Origin of the sequence: Myxococcus stipitatus DSM 14675, assembly GCF_000331735.1 — a bacterium.
Lineage (GTDB): Bacteria > Myxococcota > Myxococcia > Myxococcales > Myxococcaceae > Myxococcus > Myxococcus stipitatus.
The window spans coordinates 10,187,501-10,212,569 of the sequence record NC_020126.1; the positions used below are offsets into that span (position 1 = coordinate 10,187,501).

Here is a 25,069-nt window from a genome sequence, read left to right on the forward strand (position 1 = left end):
TGCGTCCGCCTTCTGCTTCTTTCCGGCGTCAGCGGGGCGCCCCTTCTACTTCTTTTTCGCTTCCGCTGTCAACCACCCAGCTTCTCTTTCTTCTTCCCGACTCTCCTCAGCGCCGCCCAGTGGCTTCCGCTGATTCTTTCGGGAGGGCGCGGCTTCTATCTCTCTACCGCGCCCCGGATCAACCTATTTGGTCAGATCCGTTTATTTCTTTTCGTCCGTCCCGGCGAGGTGCTGCGTTCGCCGTTTCGTCCGAGGGGCGCGGCTTCTATCACCGCCGCGTCCCAGGTCAACAAGCTTCGTCGACCTTTTTCTTCCCCTGCCAAGCGCTCCGGTGCGGGCACCGAGGCGTCGAGCAGGGGTCCAGTTAGTACCTCGCCACCTCCCATCCGTCAAATACCGGATGATCCACCCGGTGGATTTACCCACGGGCCCCCTTTTCGTGAACCCCCTGGGTCCGCCGGACTTTCTCTCCGGAGGGTGCCGCGCCGCTCAGCCAGCCTCTCGTCCAGGGCCTCGAGCGTCCTCAGTGCGCCCCGGCCTCCACCAGGTCCGACACCACCCGTCTCCCAGCGGGAAGGTGATGTTGAAGTTCCACCGGCTCATCTTCGAGGGGTCGTGGTGTGCCTGATGATGCTGGCGCAGCCACCTCAAGAGGCGCAGGCGCGCCACGGGGTGCTCGGCGGGCAGGTGGTGGCTGAAGTGCAGCCACTCATAGGAGAGGTAGTACCCCACGGACGACGCCACGAAGAGCCAGCCCACGTTTCGCGTCGAGAGGAGGAAGGTGAGCAACCCCACCGGTGCGGCCACGGCTCCCAAGAAGAAGAGGAGCAGCACCGGAGGGAAGAGCACCACCTTCACATCCCCGGAGGACTCGTAGGACAGCGCTTCATGGGTGAAGAAGCGGTGGTGCTGCTCGGTGTGTCTCCGGAAGAGCAGCCCCAGCCCCTTGCTTCGGTGGTGCATGGGGCCTCGGTGGCCCAGGTACTCCACCGCGTTTCCCAGCAGGAAGACGGCGGGGACGGTCAGCCACTCCACGGCATGCACCGCCTCCAGTCGGGCGAGCGCCAGGATGATGACGCCCAGTGAGCCCAGGCTCGTGAAGGCGAAGTGCGCTCGGCCGGAGTAGCGCGGACCGACGTGCTCCGCGCGATACCTCCGGCGATAGTCCGCCACCCGCTTGGGGATGGAGCCCGGTGTCACGTGCCCCCCTTCCGTGGCTCAGCTCTCCTTCTGACGGGACTTCGCCTTCTGGAGCTTCTTCATCCGGTCGAGGATGAGCGTGCGCTTCAGCCCGGACAGGTGGTCCACGAAGACGTGGCCATCCAAATGGTCAATCTCGTGCTGCAGGACGTGGGCGAGGCGGCCCTCCGCCTCCAGCTCATGCCACTCCCCCGTCCTGTCCTGGTAGCGGACCTTCACGCGGTGGAAGCGCGGGCACTTCTCCCATTCCCGAGGAACCGAGAGGCACCCTTCCTCCAACGTCACCTTCTCCTTCTTCTCCAGAATCTGCGGATTGACGATTTCGAACGACGTCCCGTCCTCACGCCCCACCAAGGCCACGCGCAGCGACTCGCCCACCTGGTTGGCGGCGATGCCAATGCCCTCGGCTTCCTTCATGGACTCGGCCATCTGGTCCAGGAGCGTCTGGAGAGCGGGGCCAAAGTCCGTGACGGGCTTGGTGGCGGTGGTGAGAACCTTGTGCGGCCAGATAACGATGTCGAGAGCCATGGGGCGCAATCTGCCATGTGTGCCCTCCCTTCGCCGCGCGATTCCGCACCCTGACGGTCCAACGCCTTACACCCCTGGCCCCCTCGCTCCGCCTCCCCAACGAAGCAACTGACCTCTCCGCGGCAGCCCGCCTCGAGGCCCCCCCTGCCCCACCCGGATTCGCCCCTCTTCACGCAGCGAGCGGCCCAGGTCTGATAGACGTTCGGAATGAATCCGCACTCGCAGCTCATCATCGACTTCTACTCGGCGTTTCAACGTCGCGACGCGAAGGCCATGAACGCCTGCTACCACCCGGAGGTGGAGTTCTCCGACGCGGTCTTCATCGGACTGCGCCACGGCGGCACCACCGCCATGTGGAGCATGCTCTGCGAGCGCGGCAAGGACCTGGAGGTCTCCTTCCGCGACGTCCAGGCCGATGAGCACACCGGCCGCGCGCACTGGGACGCGCACTACACCTTCTCCACCACCGGCCGGAAGGTCCTCAACCGCATCGACGCCGAGTTCGAGTTCCGCGATGGCAAGATTGTCCGCCACCGCGACCACTTCGACTTCTGGACCTGGTCTCGACAGGCCCTCGGCCCCGCGGGACTCGTGCTCGGCTGGACACCGTTCCTCCGGAACAAGGTCCGCGGACAGGCTCGGCGCTCCCTGGACAAGTACATCCAGGAACGCGGCCTCCCAACGCCGTAACCCCGCCCCTCGGCGGGCGTAACAGGGCTCAGCCTCCGCCCTTCGTCTTCGACCCGGTGCGCTTGGGGCGAGATGTGCCTCGGTCCAACTCCGAGAGGGCCTCGAGCCCCGTCATCAGGCCCTCCACGTCCTCCTCCCCCAGTCGCTCCAGCACCTGCGCCTCCAGAAGCTCCAGGCGGCGATGCACGCGGACCGCCAGCGTCCGCCCTGTCCCCGTCAACGACACCATGAAGGAGCGCCGGTCCTCCGGCCTCGACTCCCTCAGCACCAGCCGCTTCGCCTCCAGCCGGTCCATGTAGCTGGTCAACGTGGAGCGCTTGTGCGCGAAGGCCGCGTGGAGCTCGCTCAACGAGGTGTCCCCCGCCTCCAGCAGGTAGGCCAGCAGGTGGGCTTCCCCCTGGGAGAGCTCCCAGGATGGCTCGGCGGACTCCAGGAACAAGCCGATGCGATGGGTCGCCCGGTGGACTTCCAGGACAAATCGAAGCCGCTTCATCCCCTTCCACTAACACTCCGTTTTCGGAGTTTCCGAAAATGGAGGAAGTGCCCACCACCGGGCAACAACCTCCGAGTCGCACCCGGGTGCGGTGGCAGGCGCGCCGCCCTCTTCCTCGGGCTGGCTCAGGGCCCCGACGACTTCGCCTCGGCCGCCTTCGGCTTCGGCGGGCCGCGATACACCGTCAGCGTGTAATAGGAGCCCGTCGCGTAGCCCGGCAGCTTCTTCGGGTTGAAGACGCTGGTGCTCGACACCATGCCGCCGAGGTAGCCGGCCGGCACCTCCACCAGCTTCAGCGCACACCCCGCCAGGACCAGCCCCGCCTCCGGCACATCGTTGCTCACCACCTGGCACGCCCCAGAGGCCGTGAAGTCCCCCTCCGGCAGCTTGAAGCGGACATACATGGGCAGCTGCTCTCCCGGCACCAGCCGGTTCGCCGCGGTGAGACGAATGCACGCCGTCGCCGTCCCCACGCTCCGCTCCCGCTCTCCTGCCTGAGTGACATAGAGGCTGGCCCCCAGCTTCACCGTCGTCTCGAAGGGGGCTCCCGCGCACACCGCCGCGTCCGGGGGCTTCGCCGCGTCCTCCTGCGTGCGAAACCGGAACACCTCCAGCTCCGAGCCCGCTCGCGCCTCGCGAGCCGCCGCCAGCACCACCAACGCGCCCAGCACCCTCACTCCCGCGTGCCACCGCGACATAGGTCCTCCCTCGAGTGTCTGTCTTCCCTCGAGCGCAGCGCCCCCCGCGCCGCGCTCGCGAGAGGACTACTGCCAGGACAGCGAATACTCGGAGTCGAGCGGGCCCGTCTTCCGGCCCTGCACCTGTACCTGCTTCCCGCCCACTGCCTCGATGACGGCCTGGAGCACACCCTCGTGGTAGGCCGGCGTCATGAAGTCGCGCTTCATGGTGAAGACACCACTCGTGTCCCCCGTCCACTTCACGCCGCGCTCGCCGTAGCTCACCGCCGCCCGGTAGCCCGAGTGCAGGTTGCCCACCATCCGCTTCGGGTTGTTCGACGCCAACAACAACAACGTCTTCCCCGCCGCCGAGGACAGGAAGTCCGTCGTCGCCTGCACGCCCATCCGCCGCAGCGCCGAGTCGAAGCCTCCCAGCTGAGGCCCCATCACCTGCGCCGCCGTGAAGGCCAGCTTCAGGAACGACGCCACCGGGTAGTTGAAGAAGTCGACGTACTTCTTCTCTCCCGCCGCCTCGATGCACCGCTGCATCGCGGAGTCACCTCCCAGCACCTTCACCGCGCCCAGCGCACCATTGAAGAACAACCCTCGAGCCGTGTCCTCGCGCGTCGCCAGCGACACGCGCTCTTCCAGCTCGCGCGCGAGCTGTGGCTCGAGCACGTTCAATCCTGCGTTCATGTCTGTCATGAGACTGCGTCTCCGTTGGGGGGAAGGAGGCCTCTGGATTCTACAAGCGGATCAGCTGCGCCCCGTAGTGGATGTTCGCCCCAACGGCTGCCACCAACACCACGTCCCCCGCACCCAAGCTCACCCGCCCCGACTCCAGGTCCTCCGCCAGCAGGATGAGCATCCCCGCCGCCGAGGTGTTTCCATACAAGTCAACATTGCAAGCCACCGCTTCCGACCGGAGACCCTCTCGCGACACAAAGGCATCCATCACCCGTTTGTTGGGTTGATGAAAGTAGTACCGCTTCACCGCCCCGCGCAGGTCCGGCCGCGCGCCCAGCACCGTCTCCAGGCACTTGCGCATGTACTCCGGATAGCTCCGCGCCACCCGAAACCCATCCACCACGAAGGCCATGTCCGCCGGCCGTGAGCGACCCTCCTGGTAGGGCAGCTTCAACACGCCCCCACCCTTGCGGATGACCAGGTCCCCGTGCGCGTTGCCCGAGAACGACGCGAGGATTCCCGCCCCGTCCTCCCCCGTCTCCTTCGACCGCAGCACCACCGCCCCCGCCCCATCCCCGAACACGTACATGGAGAGATAGCCCTGGAGCGCCTTCGTCCGGCCCGGCCCCGCGGGCAGCTCGTCCAGGTACACGTCCCGGTTCACCAACGGCGACGTGAAGGCCGACGCCACCACCGCCACCGTGCGGAAACGGCCCCCGGCCATCATCTTCTTCACCAGGTCCAACACATACGTCGTGCCACCACAGCCGTCGTCCACCACCAGCGCGAACGCGTCCTCGCGCAGCCCCAGCCGTTGATGCAACGCCATGGCGTCATGATTGAAGTGCGGCGCGTCCGGCGTACACGTCACCACGAAGAGCGCATCCAACTCCCCCGCCTCCACCCCCGAGCCCGTGAGCGCCTTGCGCAGCGCCACCTCGCACATGTCCGTGTTCGTGGCGGGATAGATGTGGCCGTCATCCTCCGGAGGCGGAATCGCACGCCCCGTCGACTCGTCGAAGTCCCACAGGAAGCGCCGCTCGCGGATGCCCAGCTTCTCCTCGATGCGCTCCGCCGGCCAACCCGGGATGGCTCGCGCCATCCGCGCATTGCTCACCCGTCGCGAGGGAACAAAGGCTCCTGCGCCGACGACACAGACATTCGGTGTCATTTCATGGCCTCGTTATTTCACAGCCGCGACGGATGGGAGGGATTCCCGGAACCATCTCGACTGAGCAGGATTCACGCCAGTAACAAGCCCTTGAAATGACGGTTCATCAGCACACAAGCCGCTTCACTTTCGAAGGGGGTGCGCTCCGCCCATCATTCCAATCTCCTGGATTCACTCGAATCCAGGCCGCGCTTCATAAATGAAGCATGCCCCAACACTTTCGAAGCAGCCCTGGCGATACATTTACTTTCCGTGCGCCGCCTCCCTCACTCGACGCAATTCCTGCGCGGTGTTCTGTCAACAGGCTCGGGTGTCGCTGGCACCCCTTGGCGCTCCAATCCCAGCGCGATTCGAGGCCGCCAACCATTGCTCAGTCGTCGCACCGAGACGTCCTGGACCCACCCCTTGTCATGCTCACTGGAAGTCCCGCTCTTTCTGGACCCGTAGCGTCCGTGCCACTCTGCCTGCACCGAAAGGCGTCGGAGACAACCTCCCGCCGGGGACCACCGTCCCCGACGAGGACCGACGAATGGGACGTGCCCTCACTCGAGTTCTGTCCACGTCGCTGGCAGCCCCTCCTCCGGCTGGTGCTCTTCGTGTGCGCCTATGCACTGGGGACCAAGTTGGGCGCGGTGCTGGCCTTCCCTCCCGAGTTCGTTTCCGCCATGTGGCCCCCCAGCGGCGTGGCCCTCACGGGGCTGCTGCTCACGCGGCACCGGGAGTGGCCCGCCCTGGTCCTCGGCGCCATCCTGGTGGAGCCCTTCGCCGCTCACGGCACGCACTGGCCCATCACCCTGGCCAGCTTCGCCGTCGCCGCGGGGAACCTGGTCGAGGCCCTGGTGGCCGCCCTCGTGCTGCGGCGGCTGGTGCGCTTCCACCCCTCCATGGACCGCGTGAGGGACGTGCTGGGGCTGGTGGGCCCCGCGGCCCTGGGCAGCACGTTGATCAGCGCCACCCTCAGCCTGTGCATGCTGCTGTCGGATCAACGCCTGGAGGCCGGTGAGTTCTGGTCCGCGTGGCGCGTGTTCTGGGTGGGCAATGCCATGGGCGTGCTCCTCGTGGCGCCCTTGCTGCTCACCTGGCTCTCCCGGGGACTCGAAGGCTGGACACGCCAGCGACGGCTGGAGCTGACCGCGCTGCTGCTGCTGCTCGGGCTGGCCACCCACTGGGTGTTCAGCATGCCCCCCACGGCCGCGCCCCCCGCCACCTTCCACCCCGTGACGTACCTGGCCTTCCCCTTCCTGCTGTGGGCCGCCCTCCGCTTCGAGGCTCGCGGCACCACCCTGGCCACCACCGTCATGTCCGCGCTCGCCCTCTGGCACACCGCCCACGGGCTCGGCCCCTTCGCCCAGTCCGCCTGGCACAACGACAGCGTCATCTTCCTCCAGTCCTTCCTCGCCGTGGCCAGCCTCTCCGGCCTCTTCCTCGCCAGCGCCCTCAGCGAGCGCCGCCGCGCCCAGGAAGAAGTGAGCCACCTCAATCAGGAGCTGCGCCAGTCCCTCCAGACGCTCGCGACCACTCAAGCGGCGCTGGTCCGACGTGAGCGGCTGGCCGCGCTCGGCGAGCTCAGCGCCACCGTGGCGCATGAGGTCCGCAATCCGCTGGGCGCCATCTCGAACGCGCTCGCCGCCATCCGCCGGCTCGCGCCGCAGACGGCCTCCGGTCCCGCGGGCCAGCTGCTGGGCATCATGGACGAAGAGGTCCAACGCCTGGACCTCATCGTCAATGACCTGCTCGACTACACGCGGCCCGTCGAGCCTCGCCTCCAACACCAGGCGCTGGGCCCCGTCGTCGAGGGCGCCCTGACGGCGTCACTTCGCTCGGGGTCCTCCGGCATCACCGTGTCGCAGTCCCTGGACGGGCCCCTGCCTCCCGTCGCGCTGGATGCCCACCTGCTCCACGTGGCCCTCACCAACCTGTTCACCAATGCCGTGCAGGCGATGCCCTCGGGCGGCAGCCTCGTCACGCGCATCGAGACGGCGACTCGCGAGGGTGCCCCTCACGCGCGGCTCACCATCTCCGATACCGGCCACGGGATTCCCGTCGACGTGCAGCAGCGCATCTTCGAGCCCTTCTTCACCACACGCGCCACGGGGACCGGACTGGGGCTCGCCATCGTCCGGCGCATCGTCGACGGCCACCATGGCGAGGTCGCCGTCCACAGCACCGTCGGACAAGGCACCACGTTCACCGTGTGGCTGCCTTGCGCGAGAGAAGCCCGCGCCCTGCTCTGAAGAACGGGGGAGTCCTGCTCCGGTGGGTCCGGCGGAGCGCGGCTCGGCGCCCCTCTCGACGGACCTCATGGCGCGGCGGGACTCACGCCTCCGTGTTCCTGCCCGGGCTGAACGGGGACCCCCTTCTCGACGTCCCCGCGCATCCCGTTCGCGGAAGTCCCCCGCCCGAAGACCGGGGGCTCACGCCTGGGTCATCCCTCAGAACGGGATGTTGTCGTCGTCGTTCGGGGGCGGGACGTCGTCCTGGAACGCGCCGCCTCGGCCACCGAAGCCGTCTCCGCCACCGCGCTGCTGGCCGTAGCCGCCTTCATTGCCACCACCACCGCCCTGCTGCCGCGCCATCTCCGCCTCGATGGCCGCCAACAGCTGGCGCTCCTTGTCGTGCCAGCGCGACTTGCTCGGGTCGTTCAGCGAGCGGCGCGCACCGTTCGCGTAGAACTCGAGGTCCTGCATGCTGGCGCCCACGACGGGCGCACCCTTGCTGCGGCCGTAGTTCGGGAGAAGCATCCCATCGCCACCGCTGCCACCACCGCCGCCAGCACTCGGCGCCGCACGGCGCGGGGCCGCGACGGCCGCGTCCGGCGTCGACCCGATGGACATCTCTCCCAGCCTCAGCGTGAAGCCGTCCTCGCTCCTGTGCGCCGTCCCCACTCGCACCTGCTCCACTCGACCATCAGGACGCCGCACCGCCACAGTGACTGGATAGCCTTGCTCACTCATGGCGCCCGAATCCCACCACCCACCCCACACTGTCAACGGAAGCGAGAACCCTCGTGTCCGCCATCCACATGCCCGCCTGGTCCACGCCCACCTGACCTCGCATTCCCCACCTTCGGGAATGGAGTCGCACGCGGACACACGCCTCGCGTCGCGCCCCTTCAGGGGACACCGGCTCCCTGGGAGCCCGCACGCACCTGGACTTGATTCCGCGCGACGGCCCTCTTCGCGCACGGGGGCTCGAACCGGGACTCCTCGACCTCAGGAGCCCTCGGCCCGGCGCCGCCCCTTCATCGCGAGACCTCCGCGACTCAGGCCTTCTTCTTGCGCCCCGGCTTGCCCTTCTTCGCCACGGGCTGCGCCGCCAACGCCTTGCTGGCCGCACGGCCTCGGGGCAGCTTCACGTCCTGCACCGACTGCGGCTTCGCGTCGTCCACCCACGCCGACGGGCGACGGTCCGTGCGCATCAGCAAGCGCAGCTTCTGGTAGTGCGCCGAGCAATACCCCTTGGAGCGGCTGGGGCGCCTGCACCCGATGACCGCGCACGCGCGCGAGCCATCCGCCGTCGTCCGCGCCGCGGGGCCCTTCGCCGCCACGACCCGCACCGACGCCAGCGGCAGTTCCGCCTGCGCCGCCGGACGACGACCCACCCGGCCTCGCTTCGCCGCGGGCGCCGGCAGCACCGAAGGCTGCTTCGTCGCGACAGGCCGGACTCCCGCCAGGGCCCCCAACCTGCTGGTCAGCGGCGCCAGCCGGAAGGTCACCGAACGCAGCATGTCCAGGGCCTCGAGGCCCTCCTCCATGCGGTTCACCGCCTGCTGAAGGGGCACAAGCTGGGTCTGCAGCTCACGCCGGAACATCTCTCCAAGCTCATTCGCAATGGACATGTGACGGGAAGATATACACCGTCACGGGTCCTCCGCGCGAAATCCTGTGCATGCCCCACGCCAACGGTCATCCCGCGAGCGAATCACCGCCCCTGGCGCCCCCCAGGGTCCTGCTTCGAGCAGAGCCCCCGACTCCCGGGGCCCCTTGAAACAGTCTCAGCCTTGAATCCGAGGCTCCTGGGCCATGGGCTTCCCAGCGACGCCCTCCACCGGCGCCATCCGCCCGGACCACGAGACATCCGCGGCCCCGGGACACGACCGCACGAGCGTCGAGAGCGCCCACACCAACAACACCGTCAACACCACCGGGTGACCCACGACGTGCTCCTTCAAGCCCTCGGATTCCCACCCAAGACGCACAGGCTGACGTTTCTTCAACGAACCACGTCTCCAGGAGGTCTCCACGACGATAGCCAGAGGGGCTGACGTGCCCTGGAGGGAGGGCTGGGGGCCCGCCGAGCACCCCCTCTCCGCCGCCCCCCGTGCCGCCGCGCCGGGTGTTAAAGAAGCCGGGACATGACTCAGGCCTCTCCTCCCGCCCGCTTCAAAGGTACCGACTCCTACCTGACCCACGAGGGCCTCCAGGCCGCCGTCAACTGCGCCCTCACCCTCCAGCGCCCGCTCCTGGTGAAGGGCGAGCCGGGCACCGGCAAGACGCTGCTGGCCGAGGCCATCACCCAGACCCTGGGCCTCAAGCTGCTCACCTGGCACGTGAAGAGCACCACCCGCGCGCAGGACGGCCTGTACGTCTACGACACCGTGCAGCGCCTGTATGACTCGCGCTTCGGCGACGGCGACGTGAGAGACATCCGCCGATACATCCGCATGGGTCCCCTGGGCGAGGCCTTCTCCTCCCCGGAGCGCGTCGTGTTGCTCATCGACGAGGTGGACAAGGCGGACCTCGAGTTCCCCAACGATTTGCTCCACGAGCTGGACCGGATGCGCTTCCGCATCACCGAGACGAACGACGAGGTGGCCGCGAAGCACCGCCCCATCGTCGTGATCACGTCCAACAACGAGAAGGAGCTGCCGGACGCGTTCCTGCGCCGCTGCGTGTTCCACTTCATCGACTTCCCCGACGCGGACCTCATGCGCCGCATCGTCGACGTGCACCACCCGGGGCTGGACACCGCCCTCGCGGAGCAGGCCCTCAAGGTGTTCTACGAGCTGCGCGGCTTCACCCGCCTGCGCAAGCGCCCCTCCACCAGCGAGCTCATCGACTGGATTGCGGTGCTCAAGGCCCAGGGCGTCCAGGACGTGAAGCTGGATGAGAACGTTCCGTTCCTCGGCGCACTGCTGAAGAAGGAGCAGGACCTGGTCGCCGTGGCGGAGGCCTTCGGACGCGGCCGGCGCTCACGCGCCTAGCGACACTCCAGGACAAGGCACACCATGTTCCTCCCGTTCTTCTACGAGCTGCGCCGGCGGGGCCTGAAGGTGGGCGCACAAGAGGCGCTCGCCCTGGCGGAGGCGCTCAAGGCCGGGCTGCACGACAGCAGCCTGGACGGCTTCTACCATGTGGCCCGCGCGCTCCTGGTGCACTCGGAGACGCAGCTGGATGTCTTCGACCAGGCCTTCCTCGCCCACTTCCAGGGCGTGGAGACCGCGGGCATCGAGCTGACGCAGGAGTTGCTGTCGTGGCTGGAGGACGCTCGCGAGCGCCCTCAGCTCACGCCCGAGGAGCAGATGCTCCTGGAGGCCCTGGACCCGGAGGAGATTCGCCGCCTCCTCGAGCAGCGCTTGAAGGAACAGACGGAGCGCCACGACGGCGGCAACCGGTGGATTGGCACCGGCGGCACGTCGCCCTTCGGCAACAACGGCCACTCCCGGGGCGGCATGCGCGTGGGGGGCAAGGGCGGCAACAAGCAGGGCATGGCCTTGCAGCAAGCGGGCGCGCGCAAGTACGCGGGCTACCGCGATGACCTGGTGCTGGACACCCGGCAGATGGCCGTGGCCCTCCGCAAGCTGCGCGCCTTCGCTCGCGACGGTGCGCCCGATGAGCTGGACGTCGACGAGACCATCGCCGCCACCGCGCGCAACGCGGGGGAGCTGGAGGTGGTGACGCGCCCCCCGCGCAGGCCCAACACCCGCGTGGTGCTGGCCATGGACGTGGGCGGCTCCATGGACCCGTACGCCGCGGTGATGAGCCGGCTGTTCTCCGTCGCGAGCCAGGCCACGCACTTCAAGGAACTGCGAACGTATTACTTCCACAACTGCGTCTACGGAAAGCTGTACGCCACGCCGCAGCTCACCGGGGGTATGACGGTGCCGGAGCTGGTGGCCTCGGTGGGGCGGCACCACAAGCTGGTCGTCGTGGGTGACGCGTCCATGGCGCCGTATGAGCTGGCCATCCGCACCGACGCCGAGGGGCGCTACAAGTCCGACGGGCAGGAAGGCCTGACGTGGCTGATGCAGCTGGCCCAACACTTCGAGCGCAATGTGTGGCTCAACCCGGAGCCGATGGGGACGTGGCGCTCGGGCAGCATCGCCATGATTGCCCGCGTCTTCCCCATGTTCTCCCTCACCGTGGAGGGCCTGGGTGAGGCAGTGGCGCACCTCACGCGCGGACGCACCGTGAAGGGCGCGGCGGCCCGGCGCTGAGACATCTCCGCCCCCCAGGGCATGGAATTCCAGCGGCCCGTGGACTGCCGGACGGGGACGGAGCGGGGGTGCTCGTTTCGTGCGGCACACGGGCGCCAGTTACGGCATGGTGCGCCCCCGTGTGAGCCGGAGCACGAGGACCTTATGACCACCGACAAGCAGGACCTGCTGAGCATCAACACCATCCGCACCCTGGCCATGGATGCGGTCCAGCAAGCCCACTCGGGTCACCCGGGGGCGCCCATGTCCCTGGCCCCCGTGGCCTACCAGCTCTGGCAACAAGAGCTCCGGTATGACCCGTCCCAGCCCATCTGGCCGGACCGCGACCGCTTCATCCTCTCCAACGGCCACGCGTCCATGCTGCTGTACGCGCTGCTCCACCTGGCCGGCGTCAAGCGCGTCACCCGCGACTACAAGGTCGAGGACGCCCTGAGCGTCTCGCTGGAGGACATCCAGAAGTTCCGCCAGCTCGACTCGTCCACCCCCGGGCACCCCGAGTACCGGTGGACCAGCGGCGTGGAGACGACGACGGGCCCCCTGGGCCAGGGCGTGGCCAACAGCGTGGGCATGGCCATCGCCAGCCGCTGGCAGGCAGGCCACTTCAACAAGCCGGGCTTCGAGCTGTTCTCCCATGACGTCTACGCCATCTGCGGCGACGGAGACCTCATGGAAGGTGTCGCCTCCGAGGCCGCCTCCATCGCCGGCCATCTCCAGCTGCCCAACCTCTGCTGGCTCTACGACTCCAACCACATCTCCATCGACGGCAGCACCGACCTGGCCTTCACCGAGGACGTGGGCCGCCGCTTCGAGGCCTACGGCTGGCGCGTGCTCCGCGTCGCCGACGGCAATGACCTGACCGCCCTGGGCGAGGCGCTGCACGCCTTCAAGACCCTGCGCGGCAAGCCCACCCTCATCATCGTCACCACGCAGATTGCCTTCGGCGCGCCCAAGCTCCAGGGTTCCTCCAAGGCCCATGGCGAGCCCTTGGGCGACGAGGAGATCAAGGGCACCAAGCGCAACTACGGCTGGCCCGAGGACGCGAAGTTCCTGGTCCCCGACGGCGTGCGCGAGCGCTTCCAGGAGCGCATGGGCGCGCGCGGCAAGAAGCTGCGTGAAGAGTGGGATGCGCGCTTCGCCGAGTACCAGAAGCAGTACCCGGAGCTGGCCGACGAGCTGGTGCGCATGCAGCGCCGCGAGACGCCCAAGGGCTGGGACTCCGAGCTGCCCGTGTTCCCCGCCGACGCCAAGGGCCTGGCCACGCGCGAGTCCAGCGGCAAGGTGCTCAACGCCATGGCCAAGCACTACCCGTGGCTGGTGGGCGGCTCCGCAGACCTGAACCCCTCCACGAAGACGTACATCACCGGCTCCGAGTCCATGAAGCCCGGTGAGCTGGCCGGCCGCAACATCCACTTCGGCGTGCGCGAGCACGCGATGGGCTCCATCGTCAACGGCCTGTGCCTGAGCAAGGTGCGCGGCTACGGCGCCACGTTCCTCATCTTCAGTGAGTACGAGCGCCCCGCCATCCGCCTGTCCGCGCTGATGGAGCTGCCCGCGGTCCACATCTTCACGCACGACTCCATCGGCCTGGGCGAGGACGGCCCCACGCACCAGCCCGTGGAGCAGCTGGCGAGCCTGCGCGCGATTCCGGGCCTCATCGTCCTGCGCCCCGGCGACGCGAACGAGGTGGTGGAGGCGTGGCGCATCATCGGCCAGCAGCGCAGCCACCCCGTCGTCCTGGTCCTCACCCGCCAGGCCGTGCCCACGCTGGACCGCACCAAGTACGGCGCGGCCTCCGGCGTCGCCAAGGGCGGCTACGTGCTGGCGGACGCGGCGGGCGGCAAGCCGGAGCTGGTGCTCATCGGCACCGGCAGCGAGGTGTCGCTGTGCCTGGACGCCCACGAGAAGCTCACCGCCGAGGGCATCAAGTCCCGCGTCGTCAGCCTGCCCTCGTGGGAGCTGTTCGAGCAGCAGTCGCAGGAGTACCGCGACAGCGTGCTGCCGCCGGGCGTGCACGCGCGCGTCGCGGTGGAGAAGGGCGCCGCCTTCGGGTGGGAGCGCTGGACGGGTCTGCGCGGCAACATCGTCGCCATGCGCAGCTTCGGCGCGTCCGCCCCCATCAAGGCGCTCCAGCAGAAGTTCGGCTTCACCGTGGACAACGTGGTGAAGGTGGCCAAGGACACGCTGGCCCAGAACAAGGCGTAGTCACCCGCGCGCCTGTCGAGCGCCGGACATGACAAGGGCCTCGGACCATCCCCCAACGGTCCGAGGCCCTTCATTTTCCAGTGCTTCAATTCCAGTGCTTCAAGACGACTCTCGAGTCCTCTTCTTCTTCAACGACCCGACTCGACTTCCACTCGACTCAACTCGGCTTCGACTCAACTCGGCTTCGACTCGGCTCAGGCGACGATGACGGGGCGCGGCTTCACCACGTCGAGCTTCTCCATCTCCTTCACCATCTTCTCGAGCTCGGACGTCGGGATGCCGGTGCTGCCCTTGGACATGGCCTCCGTCGCGTACTTCTCGTAGACGTCCAGCACCTTCTTGGCCTCCGGGGTGAGCCGGTCGTAGTTCTGCCGCGCCCACTTCTGGATGTCCGCGAACTCCACGCCCGCCGCCTGGCCATCCAGGTCCGACGTGCCCTTCTTGATGGCCGTCGTCAGGTCCTTGGCGGAGACCTTGCCGCTCTTGCCGTCCAGCGTCTCCAGCGCGGTGCGCACGGAGTCGTCACGGAAGGTCTTGTGCTGGGACGCGTCCTTCACCATCGCGTCGAAGCCCTTCTGGTCCAGCCCCTTGGAGCCCGCGGCCTTGGCGGCCTTCTCGTAGGTCTGGAGGACCTTCTCGGCCTCGGGCGTCATCCGGTCCTTGTTCTTCTTGGCCCAGTCCTGGAACGCCTTCAGCTCCGTGCCGGTGGTGTTGTTGTCCTTGTCACCGACGCCCTCCTTGATGGCGCCCAGCAGGTCCTCGCCGGAGATGGGGCCCTGCTCCTTGTCCAGCTTCGACAGCGCCTTGTTCGCGCTGATGTCGCCCACCTTCTTGAAGTCCCCCTGCATCTTGGACAGCTCGGAGGCGCTCAGGTCCTTGTCGCCAGTGGCCATGGCCTTCTTCGCGTGCTGCTCGAACAGGCTCATCACCTTCTTGGCCTCGGGCGACAGCTTGCTGTCGTTCTTCTTGGCCCAGTCCTGGAACTGCTTCAGCTCCTTGCCGGTGTTGTTGTCCGCGTCGCGCACGCCGCTCTGGATGGCCTTGGCCATCTGCTCGCCGGAGATGGGCTTGGGCAGCTTGTCCAGGCCCTCGAGCGCCTTCGCCGCGCCCTTGTCCACGGTGGCCGGGTCCTTCACGGCCTTCATGTCCTTCACCATCTGCTTCCAGTCGCCCAGCGTGATGCCCTTGCCATCCCCCTTCGCGGCGGCCTGGGAGTAGAGGTCCATCACCTTCTTGGCCTCGGGCGTGAGGCGGTCCTGGTTCTTCGTCGCCCACTCGGAGAAGGCGCGGTACTCACCACCCGCCGCGTTGCCGTCCAGGTCCGCCGTGCCGCGCTCGATGGCCTTCGTCAGCTCGTCCGCCGTGACGGGGCCCTTGGACTTGTCCAGCTTGTTCGTCTCACGCAGCGCGCCCACGTCCAGCGGGGTCCACTCGCCGGCGATGGCGCGGCTCGCCTCGCCCGCGCCCTTCTTGCCCGCGTCGAACCCATCCTGCTGCTGCCCCGCGCGACCCTCCGCCTTGGCGTGCTGCTGGAGCACCTTGCGCAGGTCCTTCAGCACCTGGTGCTCCTTCACGAGCACGCGCTCCAGCTTGCCTTCGAGCTTGTCCAGCTTCGCCTCGGTGCTGCGAGCCAGGCGGGACGTCGTGGAGGAGGAGGCGGAGGTGATGGCCATTTGGTTTCTCCCAAGCAATTCGTGGTGAGCGACCCTATTGCTCGCGCCGTGCCACACATTTCGTGCGCGGGCTCACCTTCACCTCCGGCCTGTTTTCAATGGGTTGCACGCCACCACGCCCCCTCTGGGGGTGGTGACAACAGTCATCACCGATGACTCCTGTCATCAGGGAAAGCGGCGTCCGGGTGGTGACGGGAGTCACCGGTCCCTGGTTCTGACGGCCCAGGCTCGCTCGCGTTACAGGCCGCCGCGCAGCTCCGTGTCGCTCCACAGCGCGCCGTCACGCTCGCTCAGCAGGAACGTGAGGCGGCCTTGATGGAAGCCACGCACGGGGGCCTGGGGGTCCGGGAAGCCCGGCGGCAGGCGCCAGTCCGGGGGCAGCGTGCCGCTCATGGCCACGGACCTGTCTCGGCGCAGCTCGCCCACTTCCTGGTCCGTGAGCGGACGGACTCGCGCCCAGGGCAGCAGCTCTCGCGCGAAGGCGCCCACGCGTGTCCCGGGCTCCGGGTCCTTCCACGGGCCAATCTCCGTGCGATGCAGCGAGGACAGGTGCGCGCCACAGCCCAGCTTCTGGCCCAGGTCTCTCGCGAGCGCGCGGACGTAGTAGCCGCCTCGGCAGGTCATCGAGAGACGGCTCGTGCCGGGGAGCGCATGAGACAGCCACCGCGCGGAGTGCAGATAGACACGCGAGGGAGGCAGCTCCACTGTCTCGCCTCGGTGCACCTTGCGATAGGCGGGCTCGCCGCCCACCTTCTTCGCGCTCGTGGAGGGAGGGACTTGCTCGCTCCAGCCGAGGAAGGATTGGAGCGCGGCGTCGAGGGACTCGGGCGTCAGGCGCGACGGGTCCCCTTGGAACACAGGCTTGCCGTGCAGGTCTCCCGTGTCCATCTCCGTGCCCCAGACGACGTCGGCCTCGTAAGTCTTGGGCACGGCGTGCAGCAGTTCGAACAGCCGCGTGGCCTGTCCCACGAGTATCAGCAGCAGCCCTTCCGCGAACGGGTCCAGCGTCCCGCCGTGGCACACCGGCACGCGCTTGCCCGGGACCGCACGTGTCTCCTCGAGGAAGGACTGCACCACCGAGAAGCTCGTGGGGCCCACGGGCTTGTGCACACGGTAGAGGCCGGGGGTCATTCAGGCTCCTCTTCCGCGCTGCCCTCGACTCGCGTGGCGCCGTCCTGCTTCACCAGATACATCGGCTCGCAACGCGTCGCCTGGGCAATCCCTCTCGCCAGAGCCTCCGAGTGGGTCGTCACCCAGACCTGGCTGAATCGCGCCGCGTTCTGGATGAGCTTCCCCAGGGGCGCCATCAGGTCGGGGTGGAGGCTGGTCTCCGGCTCGTTGAGCGCGAGGAACTCGGGAGGACGCGGGCTCAGCAGCGCCGCCAGCAGACACAGGTAACGAAGGGTTCCATCCGACAGCTCCGCAGCGGCCATGGGCCGGCTCAGCCCAGGCATGTGGAGGAGCACGCTGAAGCGCCCTTCCTCGGAGCGCACCTCGAGCTTCGCTCCAGGGAACGCGTCCTCGATGCCCCGGGCCAACGCCCGGCCGTCCCCTATCTGGAGGATGGTCTGTAGCGCCGCGGCCAGGTCCGCGCCGTCATGCGCGAGCACCGGCGTCCTCACCCCGACGCGAGGATGTCGCATGGGTGCGTCCGGGTCCGTGCGGAAGTGATGGTAGAAGCGCCACGCGCTGAACGTCCGCTGCACCTCCGACAGACGCGGGAACCGGTGCGGCTCACCGAGCTGGTCCAGCACCGACTCGGCACTCCACAGCTCCGTGGGAAACGTCACCCGCTTCCCCTCGACGTCGCGCATGAAGGCCGTGCGGTCCTTGCGCTCCATCAGCACCACCTTCCGCCCGCCGGAGATGGCCCACAGGTGCTCCGTCTTCACCTCGGGGTCCAGGCAGAAAGGGTCCACCACCGGGGGCGTCGGGTCGAACGGGACGATGCCGCAGGACAGCTCGTACACCAGCTCCGCCATCTCCACCTCCACCATCAGGCGGACGGGCTTGTGCTTCTGGCGCGGCCCCGCCCACATCACGCTCGGCGTCCCTCCCTCCTCCGCCAACGTCCTCGCGAGCCTCCCCTCCGCCGCGGCGGCCAACAGGAACAGCGCGCGGTACAGGTTCGTCTTGCCACTGCCGTTGGCGCCGACGATGACGTTCATCGGCCCCAGCTCCAACGAGAGCTGGCGCACCGAGCGATATCCCGCGATTCGCAAACGTTGGATGGGCACGGGCGCACCCTAGCGCGCCGTGCCCTCGGGTCCACCTGAGACTGGGACTCAGGGGGACGGGATGTGCACCGGGGCACCCGCCCACTCGGCCAGGCGGTTGAAGAAGAACGTGCGCCGAGGCTCCTCCAGCGCCGTCAGCGCCCCGTAGAAGCCGATGCCCTCCGGGTCCACCAACCGGTACGAGTCGTTGCGCGCATCCACCCCGAACGCCGATGCACTCCACGGACTCAACGCACCGTCGAGGATGAGCACCTGCTTCGCGTGCAGCCGCGTCCACAGCTCCACCTTCAGCATGGGCAACGGGTTGTAGACCTTCGTCACGCCCACCGGCGGCAACAGCGTGGGCACCTGCTGCCCCGGGTAACGCAACAGCGGCAGCAGCTCCAGCTCGGGATACAGCGGCGCGCCCAGCTCCGTCGCGGTCTGGTAGCTCTCCGGCTCACCCGACGTCAGCAACGCCTGGTCCGAGAAGAGGTACGCGGGGCCCGCCACCATGTCCACGAAGTCGAACAGCGTCTGCGCCGGCGCCGTGGGCTCCGGGATGCTCGCGCAGCTGTAGGGCGCCAGCCCCATGTACTGCCAGAAGTTGAACGGCAAGCGCACCACTCCGAACTCCAGCGCCTTGTCCGCGGGCACCGTCTCGAACGTGAAGCCCCAGGACACCTGCGCCTCCAACAACGGCGTCAGCTCCGCGCGCCGCTCCAGGGCCGCGCGCTGCACCGCCTTCAGCCGCTCACGGCACGTCGCATCCCCCACGTGCGCCAGGAAGTGCGCGGCACGCCCATCCCGCAACCCCAGGCTGTGGCGCTCCGCATACGCCAGCGTGCCCTGCACGTCGTTCGGGAAGAAGTAGCGATGCAGGATGGCCGCCGTGCCGCCACGGAACACGCCCGTCGACAGCCAGCGCGCGCCGTAGATCGTCTTGAAGACCTCCACCACGCGGTGCGCATCCGCCGCGGACTGCCAGACATCCAACAACCTCCAGTCCCGCGAGGCCGGCACCGACGTCCCGTAGAAGCGGTGCTCCACCGTCACCTGGTTGCCCTTCAACAGGTCCACCGGCTCGGCGGCGATGGGCTCCGCGAAGATCTCCGCGCCCTCCGTGTCGATGACCATCGGCGCCGTCACCGAGCGGTGGAACAACGTCATCCGCTGGAGGAACTTCTCCCCCTGGGGATTGCGATGGTCCGCGGGCTGCTCGAAGTCGAGCGTGAAGAAGCGGAAGTCGGCGATGTGCTCATCCCCCAGAATCGTGACCCCCGGGAGTGCCTCCAAGCGCGTGCGGATGTCGTCGACGACGGCCCGCGTCTGGGATTGAGTCTCCCCCGAGGGCGCCTGCTCCCGCCCTCCCACCGTCGAGTCACCACACGCCGCCAGCATCACCACCGCCAGCATCCCCGCCACCCCGCGCAGCTGTCCGTGTCCTGCCAACATGTCTGACTCCTCCCTCGTGAACATCGCCCTCGGGGCCCGCGGCACGCACGGCGCCACCCCCCATGCGACGTTTCGGAGACACGGTGAGCAGACCCCTGGCGCACACGCGCGGGGAGCTCACCCGGTTCTCGAGAGAGACTGGCACGGAGAGGCCGAAGCGGAAGGCCCTCCGAGGTCACGGCGTGGACGCGGGTCACCCCACCCACGCCGTGCGGTGCGGCACGTCAGTCGCGCCTGCTGCCATCGGGGCGGAGGCCCCACTGGTCGTCTTGCGTCTCCGGCTTCCCCTTCGGCTTCAGGTGCGCGAAGGACAGCGTGAGCTCCACGGCGAACTCACGCTTCTCCGGAGGCTGGCCCAAGTAGATGTACTTGGTCGCGTTCTCCATGCAGGGGTTCAACATCGCCACCGACGCGGGCGTCACCTTCGCCTTCACGCCCTGGCCACTCGCATCGAATCGCGCGCGAAGCTGGTACCTGCGCGGAATGCCTCCGTCGCGGAGGATGGCCTCGTTGCCACAGTAGTCGTATTTCTTCAGGTGCTTCGCGAGCATGACCGCCCCCCAGTCCTCGTTGTTCCTGGGCAGGGGCTTGGGACGCGGCGGCACGGGCTTCTCGACCACCGCGGGGGGCGGCTCGACGGGCACGGGCCTCGCGGGCACGGGCACCGGCACCGGGATGGGAACGGGCACCAGCGTCGCCGCCTGGGCCGGCCGTCGCGGCGGCGGGGCGGGCTCCGGGCGCAGCGCGAGCATCGCGATACCTCCCGCCAGACCTCCAGCGACGACGACTCCCGCGACAGCGAACGCCACCACGGCCCCGTTCTTCGACGGCGGAGGCCGCACCGGCGCGGTGGTCGGCCGCCGCCACTGAGGCGAGCCCGGGGGCGGTCTCGCCGCGCCACAGTGAGCGCAGACAGGCTCCTGCTCCGCGAGCTTGAGGAAGGGGGCACCACAATGCAGACACCGGACACGAGCTGAGCTGGCCACGTCCGGAGTCTACCCGCAGTCGTGCCCCCTCACGGAGGCCCTCCGCGCGGCGCCCCCAGGGTCCGCAGGAAGAACAGGCCCAGGTCGTCATGGTAGTAGCGATAAGCCCCACCCATGGGTGTGTGCGGCTGCCCGGGCATGAGGAGCAATTCGAAGTGCTTGCCCGCTCGGATGAGCGCGTCCGCCATGCGCATCGTCACCGAGAGCGAGGCATTCACGTCCCCCGTGCCGTGCATCATCTTCAGCGGACCCTTCAAGTTCCCCGCGAGCGCGAAGTTGGAGCCGTCCGCGTAGCCCTGGGGATTCACACCCGGCAGGTTGAGGTAGGGCTCGTTGATGATGGCCTCCTCCTCCAGCGCGCCCGGCGCTCCCGCATAGCCCGCCTTGAAGAAGTCCGGCGCCGTCAGCATGCCTCGCAGCGCGAAGTAGCCCCCCCACGAGTGGCCATGGATGCCCACCCGCTCCAGGTCCATCCACGGACGCGTGGCGGCCACCTGCTTCATCCCCGTGACGTAGTCGGGAATCTCCGTCTGCCCCACGCGGCCATAGTGCGCGTCCTGGAACGCCTTGCTCCGCCCCGGTCCCCCACGCGGGTCCAGCATCATCACGATGAAACCCAGTTGCGAGAAGCCGGAGGCAATCTGCGGCATCGCATCCCCCGCGTAGCTCCACGGGACGATGTTCATGAAGGGCCCCGCGTAGATGTACGCGAGCACGGGGTAGCGCTTCGTGGGGTCGAAGTCGCGAGGCTTGTAGAGCACGCCGTACAAGGGCGTGACCCCGTCCGCGGCCTTCACCGTGAAGCCCTCGGGAGGGACGTAGCCCAGCGCCTCCACCGCGCTCGCATCCGCGGTGGTGAGCCGCACGCGCTTGTCGCCCTCCACGCTCGCCAGCTCCCGCACCCGGGGCATGGTGCGCGTGGACCATGAATCCAGGTAGTGCTCCCGCGAGGGCGACATCACGACGTAGTGCATCCCCGAGCCCGAGGAGAGCCGCTTCAAGACGCCGCCCTTCATCGTGCCCCGATAGAAGACGTGCTCGTAGGGCGCGCCTCGCTCGGCGGAGGCCGTCACGTAGAACGCGTCTCCTCGCGGTGACACGCCCAGCACCTCGTGCACGGGGAAGGCGCCGCGCGTGAGCTGCTTCACGAGCTTCCCCGCGCCGTCATACAGATACACGTGGCGCCAGCCGTCCCGCTCCGACAACCACAGGTAGCCTCGGCCCTCCGGCAGCGCCGTCACCTGCTTCGCCCAGCGGTCCGTCGCGAAGTCCAACCCCGCGACGAAGCTCTCCGGCCGCTCCTCGCGCAGCACGCGCTTGCGCTGCCCCGACACCGGGTCCACCGCCGTGAGGTCCAGCCGCTTCGCGTCGCGAGAGAGGTGCAGGCACAGGACCTGGGTCCCCTCGGGATTCCAGCCCGCGAGCCAGTCGTAGGTCTCTCCCTCGACGGGCGCCACGCGCGTCACCTTGCCCGTCGCCACCTCGACCAGGTGGAGCTCCGCGCGCGGCAGCGGTGTCCCCGTCTTCGCGTAGGGCACCGTCGTCACCTTCTCCAGCGCGCTGGAGTAGTCCACCACGGGAATCTTGTGGACCCCTCTCGCGTCCTCCCTCCACACCGCGACGAAGCGCCCGTCCGGCGACCACGCCCGCTCCGGAATCCGCCACTCGAGGAACTCCTCTCCCGCGCGCTCCACCACCGGGGCCCCCTCCGCGCCCAGCACCGCGAAGCCGCCCTGACGCTGCACCGCCACGGCGCCTCCTCGCGGCGCGAGGAAGTGCGTGCGGGACAGCGTCAGCGCGGCGCGGTCCTCCGGGGCGAGCAGGGTGACTCGGCCTCCTGTCAGGCCCAGCGCGAAGGTCTTCCCCTCCAGCCGGAACACGATGCCCTGCTCATCCGGCGCGATGGCCACCTCCACGAAGCGCGGCGCCGTGACGGGCTTGCCCAACAGCGTGGACAGTTGCTCCCGGAGGGACTCACTGGAGACCAACGGCTGGAGCGCGCCCGTCTTCGCGTGCGCCAGCGTCCAGGTGCCGCCGTCGTCGCCCTCGCGAGCCCAGAAGACCAGGCGGTCTCCGTCGCGCAGCCACTTCGGCACGACGCGGCTGTCCCGCATCAACGTCACCCACCGGCTGAACCGGTCCGCGAAGTCCAACTTCGCCTGGACCTTCGCGTCCGGCACCGGGCCGAAGGTGGAGGCAAGCGCCGGGGCATCCAGCTCCTGGGCTCGCGCGCTCGACAGCGACACGAGCAGCACCCCCAGGGACACGAGTGGAAGTCTCATGCCTCGATGGTAGGGAGCGCCATCCTTCACCACCAATATATCTTCGGGCCCGGATTGAGACGGCTATCGTCTCGATATGGAATTCCGTCAGCTCGAGCTCTTCGTCGCCGTGGCGGAGGAGCTGCACTTCGGACGCGCCGCCGCGCGCGTGGGCATGGCCCAGCCGCCCTTCAGCCAGCGGATTCGAGGGCTGGAGGCCGAGCTGGGTGTCCAGCTGCTCACCCGCACCAGCCGCCGCGTGGCCCTCACCGCCGCGGGGACGCAGCTGCTGGAGGATGCCCGCTCGCTGCTCTCCCGGCGCGCGGACGTGGTCCACGCCGTCCAGCGGGCCGCGAGCGGACAGGCGGGCACGTTGCGCGTGGGCTTCGCCGCGTCCTCGGCCTTCGGCGTGCTGCCCGACATCGTGCTCCGCTTCCGCACCCGCTTCCCCGACGTGAAGCTGGAGCTGGATGACAGCGAGTCGCTCGACGTGCGCGCCGCGCTCGCCACGGGCGCCCTGGACGTGGCCATCGTCCGCGCGCCCTTCCGCCCCGAGGGCCTCATCGTCGAGCGGCTGCTGCGAGAGCGCTTCGTCCTCGCCCTCCCCGCCCGGCACCCTCGGGCGCGGCAGAAGGTCGTGGCGCTGTCCTCGCTCGCCCACGAGCCCTTCGTCCTCTTTCCTCGCCACTCCGCGCCCGGCCTGCACGACACCGTGACGAGCATGTGTCTGGCCGCGGGCTTCTCGCCCCACATCCGACAGGAAGCCAGCTCCTGGCCCTCCGTCGTGGGCATGGTGGAGGCGGGGCTGGGCATCACCATCGCCCCCGCGTCCTCCCAGGCGCTGCGGCCCAAGGGCGTCGTGTTCCGTCCGCTCAGCGGTGCCCCGGCTCACGCGGAGCTGGCGGTGGCCTTCCTGGGCCCCCAGCCCTCTCCCGCCGTGCAGCACTTCCGCGCCCTCGCACACGAAGCCGTCTCCCGCTCCGGCAAGAACACGTCCGAATGACACCTCCGGTGAGCGGCTTCACCGCCCACCCGTCCCGCGCACGGGCGCGCCAGCCTCACCTCCCTGGCGCGCGAGACTTCATCGCTCGACGCGGCGGCTCCGGCGAGGACGCGACGGCTCGAGCGGCTGCGTGTCGTTGGCGGCCTCCTGTGCCGCGCCCAGGCTGAACCAGAAGGGGCACAGCAGCGGAGGCAAGCCTCCGGTCTCCAACGGGAGCTTCACCACCCGAGGCCCCTTCCAGGCCGGACCCGCCTCCGTGCTTCGCTTGCGTCGACTGGCTCGGAGCGCCATCAGTGGCTCCGCTCGTGTCGCGAGCACGAGCCCTCCTGCGTGCTGACGTGTGGGCATGACCCTGCGACTCGGGGAGCGGCCGCGAAATGGCACGCTCCCGATGCATCCCTCATGGGTGTCGGCATGCGCGGTCAACTAGCGAGTTGACAGTTTCCTGTCAATTGAAACGCCCGAGAAAATACAGAACACGCGTTCAGCGCACCCCTGCCTCCATCCGTCGCCTCCATGCGGCGGGTGTCACACCATGGACGCGGCGGAAGAGACGGATGAAGTGCGTCACATCCGCGTACCCCACCCGCTCCGCGACGATGTCGACACGCTCGTCGGTGTGGCGCAGACGGCTGCGGGCCTCGGCCATCCGGCACTCGAGAATCCACTCCCCCACCGAGCGCCCCGTCTCCTGTCGCACCACCTGCGCGACATGCGGCGCGGAGCGGCCCAGCTCCCGCGCCACCTTCGCGAGCGACAGCGGCTCCAGGCAGTGGGTCTCGATGTACGACAGCGCGCGGCGGCTCAGCCCCACCGAGGCGGGCTCCACCGCGGCCTCCGGAGAGCTCATCCGCTCCAGCTCGATGAGCACCAGCCGGAGCAGGGCCAGGCTCGCCTCATCGCTGCCCCGCTCGCTCCGTGCCTGCTCCTCCTCCATCAGCCGCATCCAGCGCAGCAGGCGCCGGCGCTGAGCGAGCGTGGGACGCAGCACGGGATGACAGCCCCCTCGGACACGCAGCAGGGGTCGCAGCCGCGCCTCGCGCTCCTCCGGGTCGTCCGACAGCGCCTCCAGGTAGAAGCCCAGCCCCAGCGCCTGGGCATCCGAGTGCTCCCGCCCATGCGCATCCCCAGGTGGGATGAGGTGCACGTCTCCCGCGCGCAGCACCAGCTCTCCCGCGTGCCGGACATGGGACTCACCCTTCAACACCAGCACCACCGCGGCGTAGGAGTGTACGACGGCGTGACGAGGGACTCGCAGCGAGCCCTGAGACAGCGGGCCTATCCACGTGAGCCGTCGCTTCTCCTCGAAGTCGCGCCGCAGCGCGGAGTCCCAGTGGGTGTGAGCGGGCGGTGAGGCTGGCGACATGGTGGGCCCTTCGTAGCGGGCGGGG

23 protein-coding genes are annotated in these 25,069 nt (G+C 68.7%); 6 read left to right on the plus strand and 17 right to left on the minus strand.

Annotation, left to right across the window (positions count from 1 at the left end; all coding sequences use genetic code 11):
• Positions 1-489 precede the first annotated feature (489 nt).
• Positions 490-1,200 carry a hypothetical protein gene (locus tag MYSTI_RS39675; RefSeq protein WP_015353521.1) on the minus strand — a complete coding sequence of 237 codons (711 nt, stop codon included), beginning with the start codon at positions 1,198-1,200 and terminating at the stop codon, positions 490-492.
• Positions 1,201-1,218: 18 nt separating this feature from the next.
• Positions 1,219-1,728, minus strand: coding sequence for a peptide deformylase (gene def, locus MYSTI_RS39680; protein WP_015353522.1), 510 nt, complete (start codon positions 1,726-1,728; stop codon positions 1,219-1,221).
• Positions 1,729-1,935: 207 nt separating this feature from the next.
• Here def and MYSTI_RS39685 point away from each other — a divergent pair, with 207 nt between their 5' ends.
• Positions 1,936-2,418, plus strand: a complete 483-nt coding sequence (locus tag MYSTI_RS39685; RefSeq protein ID WP_015353523.1) for a nuclear transport factor 2 family protein — start codon at positions 1,936-1,938, stop codon at positions 2,416-2,418.
• A gap of 28 nt (positions 2,419-2,446) precedes the next feature.
• Here MYSTI_RS39685 and MYSTI_RS41265 read toward each other — a convergent pair whose 3' ends face one another.
• From MYSTI_RS41265 to MYSTI_RS39705, 4 genes are all read right to left on the minus strand, one after another.
• On the minus strand, positions 2,447-2,911 hold the full coding sequence (locus MYSTI_RS41265) for a MarR family winged helix-turn-helix transcriptional regulator (protein WP_015353524.1): 465 nt from the start codon (positions 2,909-2,911) through the stop codon (positions 2,447-2,449).
• Between the two features lie 125 nt (positions 2,912-3,036).
• Complete coding sequence (locus MYSTI_RS39695) at positions 3,037-3,609, minus strand: hypothetical protein (RefSeq protein WP_015353525.1); 573 nt, start codon at positions 3,607-3,609, stop codon at positions 3,037-3,039.
• 66 nt (positions 3,610-3,675) lie between these two features.
• Positions 3,676-4,293, minus strand: a complete 618-nt coding sequence (locus tag MYSTI_RS39700; protein ID WP_015353526.1) for a DUF2378 family protein — start codon at positions 4,291-4,293, stop codon at positions 3,676-3,678.
• Positions 4,294-4,333: 40 nt separating this feature from the next.
• Positions 4,334-5,446, minus strand: a complete 1,113-nt coding sequence (locus MYSTI_RS39705; RefSeq protein ID WP_015353527.1) for a 3-oxoacyl-ACP synthase III family protein — start codon at positions 5,444-5,446, stop codon at positions 4,334-4,336.
• Between the two features lie 536 nt (positions 5,447-5,982).
• On the opposite strand from MYSTI_RS39705, the gene MYSTI_RS39710 reads away from it, so the two are divergent.
• A complete protein-coding gene (locus MYSTI_RS39710; protein WP_044282620.1) occupies positions 5,983-7,680 on the plus strand; it encodes a sensor histidine kinase in 1,698 nt (565 codons plus the stop codon).
• A 198-nt stretch (positions 7,681-7,878) separates the two neighbouring features.
• Here the strand turns inward: MYSTI_RS39710 and MYSTI_RS39715 are convergent, their stop codons facing one another.
• From MYSTI_RS39715 to MYSTI_RS44070, 3 genes are all read right to left on the minus strand, one after another.
• The gene (locus MYSTI_RS39715) at positions 7,879-8,400 is read right to left on the minus strand and encodes a hypothetical protein (RefSeq protein WP_015353529.1); all 522 of its coding nucleotides are present in this window, start codon (positions 8,398-8,400) and stop codon (positions 7,879-7,881) included.
• A gap of 308 nt (positions 8,401-8,708) precedes the next feature.
• The gene (locus MYSTI_RS39720; RefSeq protein WP_015353530.1) at positions 8,709-9,284 is read right to left on the minus strand and encodes a hypothetical protein; all 576 of its coding nucleotides are present in this window, start codon (positions 9,282-9,284) and stop codon (positions 8,709-8,711) included.
• A 156-nt stretch (positions 9,285-9,440) separates the two neighbouring features.
• A complete protein-coding gene (locus MYSTI_RS44070) occupies positions 9,441-9,617 on the minus strand; it encodes a hypothetical protein (RefSeq protein WP_169558698.1) in 177 nt (58 codons plus the stop codon).
• 183 nt (positions 9,618-9,800) lie between these two features.
• On the opposite strand from MYSTI_RS44070, the gene MYSTI_RS39725 reads away from it, so the two are divergent.
• The 3 genes from MYSTI_RS39725 to tkt all read left to right on the plus strand — a co-directional run bounded on the left by MYSTI_RS39725 (position 9,801) and on the right by tkt (position 14,084).
• Positions 9,801-10,649, plus strand: coding sequence for an AAA family ATPase (locus tag MYSTI_RS39725; protein WP_015353532.1), 849 nt, complete (start codon positions 9,801-9,803; stop codon positions 10,647-10,649).
• Positions 10,650-10,673: 24 nt separating this feature from the next.
• Positions 10,674-11,882, plus strand: a complete 1,209-nt coding sequence (locus MYSTI_RS39730) for a vWA domain-containing protein (protein ID WP_015353533.1) — start codon at positions 10,674-10,676, stop codon at positions 11,880-11,882.
• Positions 11,883-12,026: 144 nt separating this feature from the next.
• Complete coding sequence (tkt, locus tag MYSTI_RS39735) at positions 12,027-14,084, plus strand: transketolase (protein ID WP_015353534.1); 2,058 nt, start codon at positions 12,027-12,029, stop codon at positions 14,082-14,084.
• A gap of 194 nt (positions 14,085-14,278) precedes the next feature.
• Here tkt and MYSTI_RS39740 read toward each other — a convergent pair whose 3' ends face one another.
• The 6 genes from MYSTI_RS39740 to MYSTI_RS39765 form a co-directional block, all read right to left on the minus strand.
• On the minus strand, positions 14,279-15,757 hold the full coding sequence (locus MYSTI_RS39740; RefSeq protein ID WP_015353535.1) for a hypothetical protein: 1,479 nt from the start codon (positions 15,755-15,757) through the stop codon (positions 14,279-14,281).
• A 237-nt stretch (positions 15,758-15,994) separates the two neighbouring features.
• Positions 15,995-16,888: a tRNA pseudouridine(55) synthase TruB gene (gene truB, locus MYSTI_RS39745; protein ID WP_015353536.1), complete on the minus strand. Its 894-nt coding sequence runs from the start codon at positions 16,886-16,888 to the stop codon at positions 15,995-15,997.
• Complete coding sequence (locus MYSTI_RS39750; protein WP_015353537.1) at positions 16,885-17,994, minus strand: AAA family ATPase; 1,110 nt, start codon at positions 17,992-17,994, stop codon at positions 16,885-16,887. The genes truB and MYSTI_RS39750 overlap by 4 nt, the downstream gene beginning before the upstream one ends.
• Positions 17,995-18,042: 48 nt before the next feature.
• Positions 18,043-19,428: a S28 family serine protease gene (locus MYSTI_RS39755; protein WP_015353538.1), complete on the minus strand. Its 1,386-nt coding sequence runs from the start codon at positions 19,426-19,428 to the stop codon at positions 18,043-18,045.
• Positions 19,429-19,652: 224 nt separating this feature from the next.
• A complete protein-coding gene (locus MYSTI_RS44075) occupies positions 19,653-20,414 on the minus strand; it encodes a hypothetical protein (RefSeq protein ID WP_169558699.1) in 762 nt (253 codons plus the stop codon).
• A gap of 29 nt (positions 20,415-20,443) precedes the next feature.
• Positions 20,444-22,696, minus strand: a complete 2,253-nt coding sequence (locus MYSTI_RS39765; RefSeq protein ID WP_015353540.1) for a S9 family peptidase — start codon at positions 22,694-22,696, stop codon at positions 20,444-20,446.
• Between the two features lie 76 nt (positions 22,697-22,772).
• On the opposite strand from MYSTI_RS39765, the gene MYSTI_RS39770 reads away from it, so the two are divergent.
• Entirely contained in the window at positions 22,773-23,678 is a 906-nt protein-coding gene (locus tag MYSTI_RS39770) for a LysR family transcriptional regulator (RefSeq protein WP_015353541.1), read from the plus strand.
• Between the two features lie 78 nt (positions 23,679-23,756).
• Here the strand turns inward: MYSTI_RS39770 and MYSTI_RS39775 are convergent, their stop codons facing one another.
• Both MYSTI_RS39775 and MYSTI_RS39780 read right to left on the minus strand, forming a co-directional pair.
• Positions 23,757-23,996 carry a hypothetical protein gene (locus tag MYSTI_RS39775; RefSeq protein WP_144370239.1) on the minus strand — a complete coding sequence of 80 codons (240 nt, stop codon included), beginning with the start codon at positions 23,994-23,996 and terminating at the stop codon, positions 23,757-23,759.
• Between the two features lie 166 nt (positions 23,997-24,162).
• Positions 24,163-25,044 (minus strand): AraC family transcriptional regulator, encoded by an 882-nt coding sequence (locus tag MYSTI_RS39780; RefSeq protein ID WP_015353542.1) that lies wholly within the window; start codon positions 25,042-25,044, stop codon positions 24,163-24,165.
• Positions 25,045-25,069 lie beyond the last annotated feature (25 nt).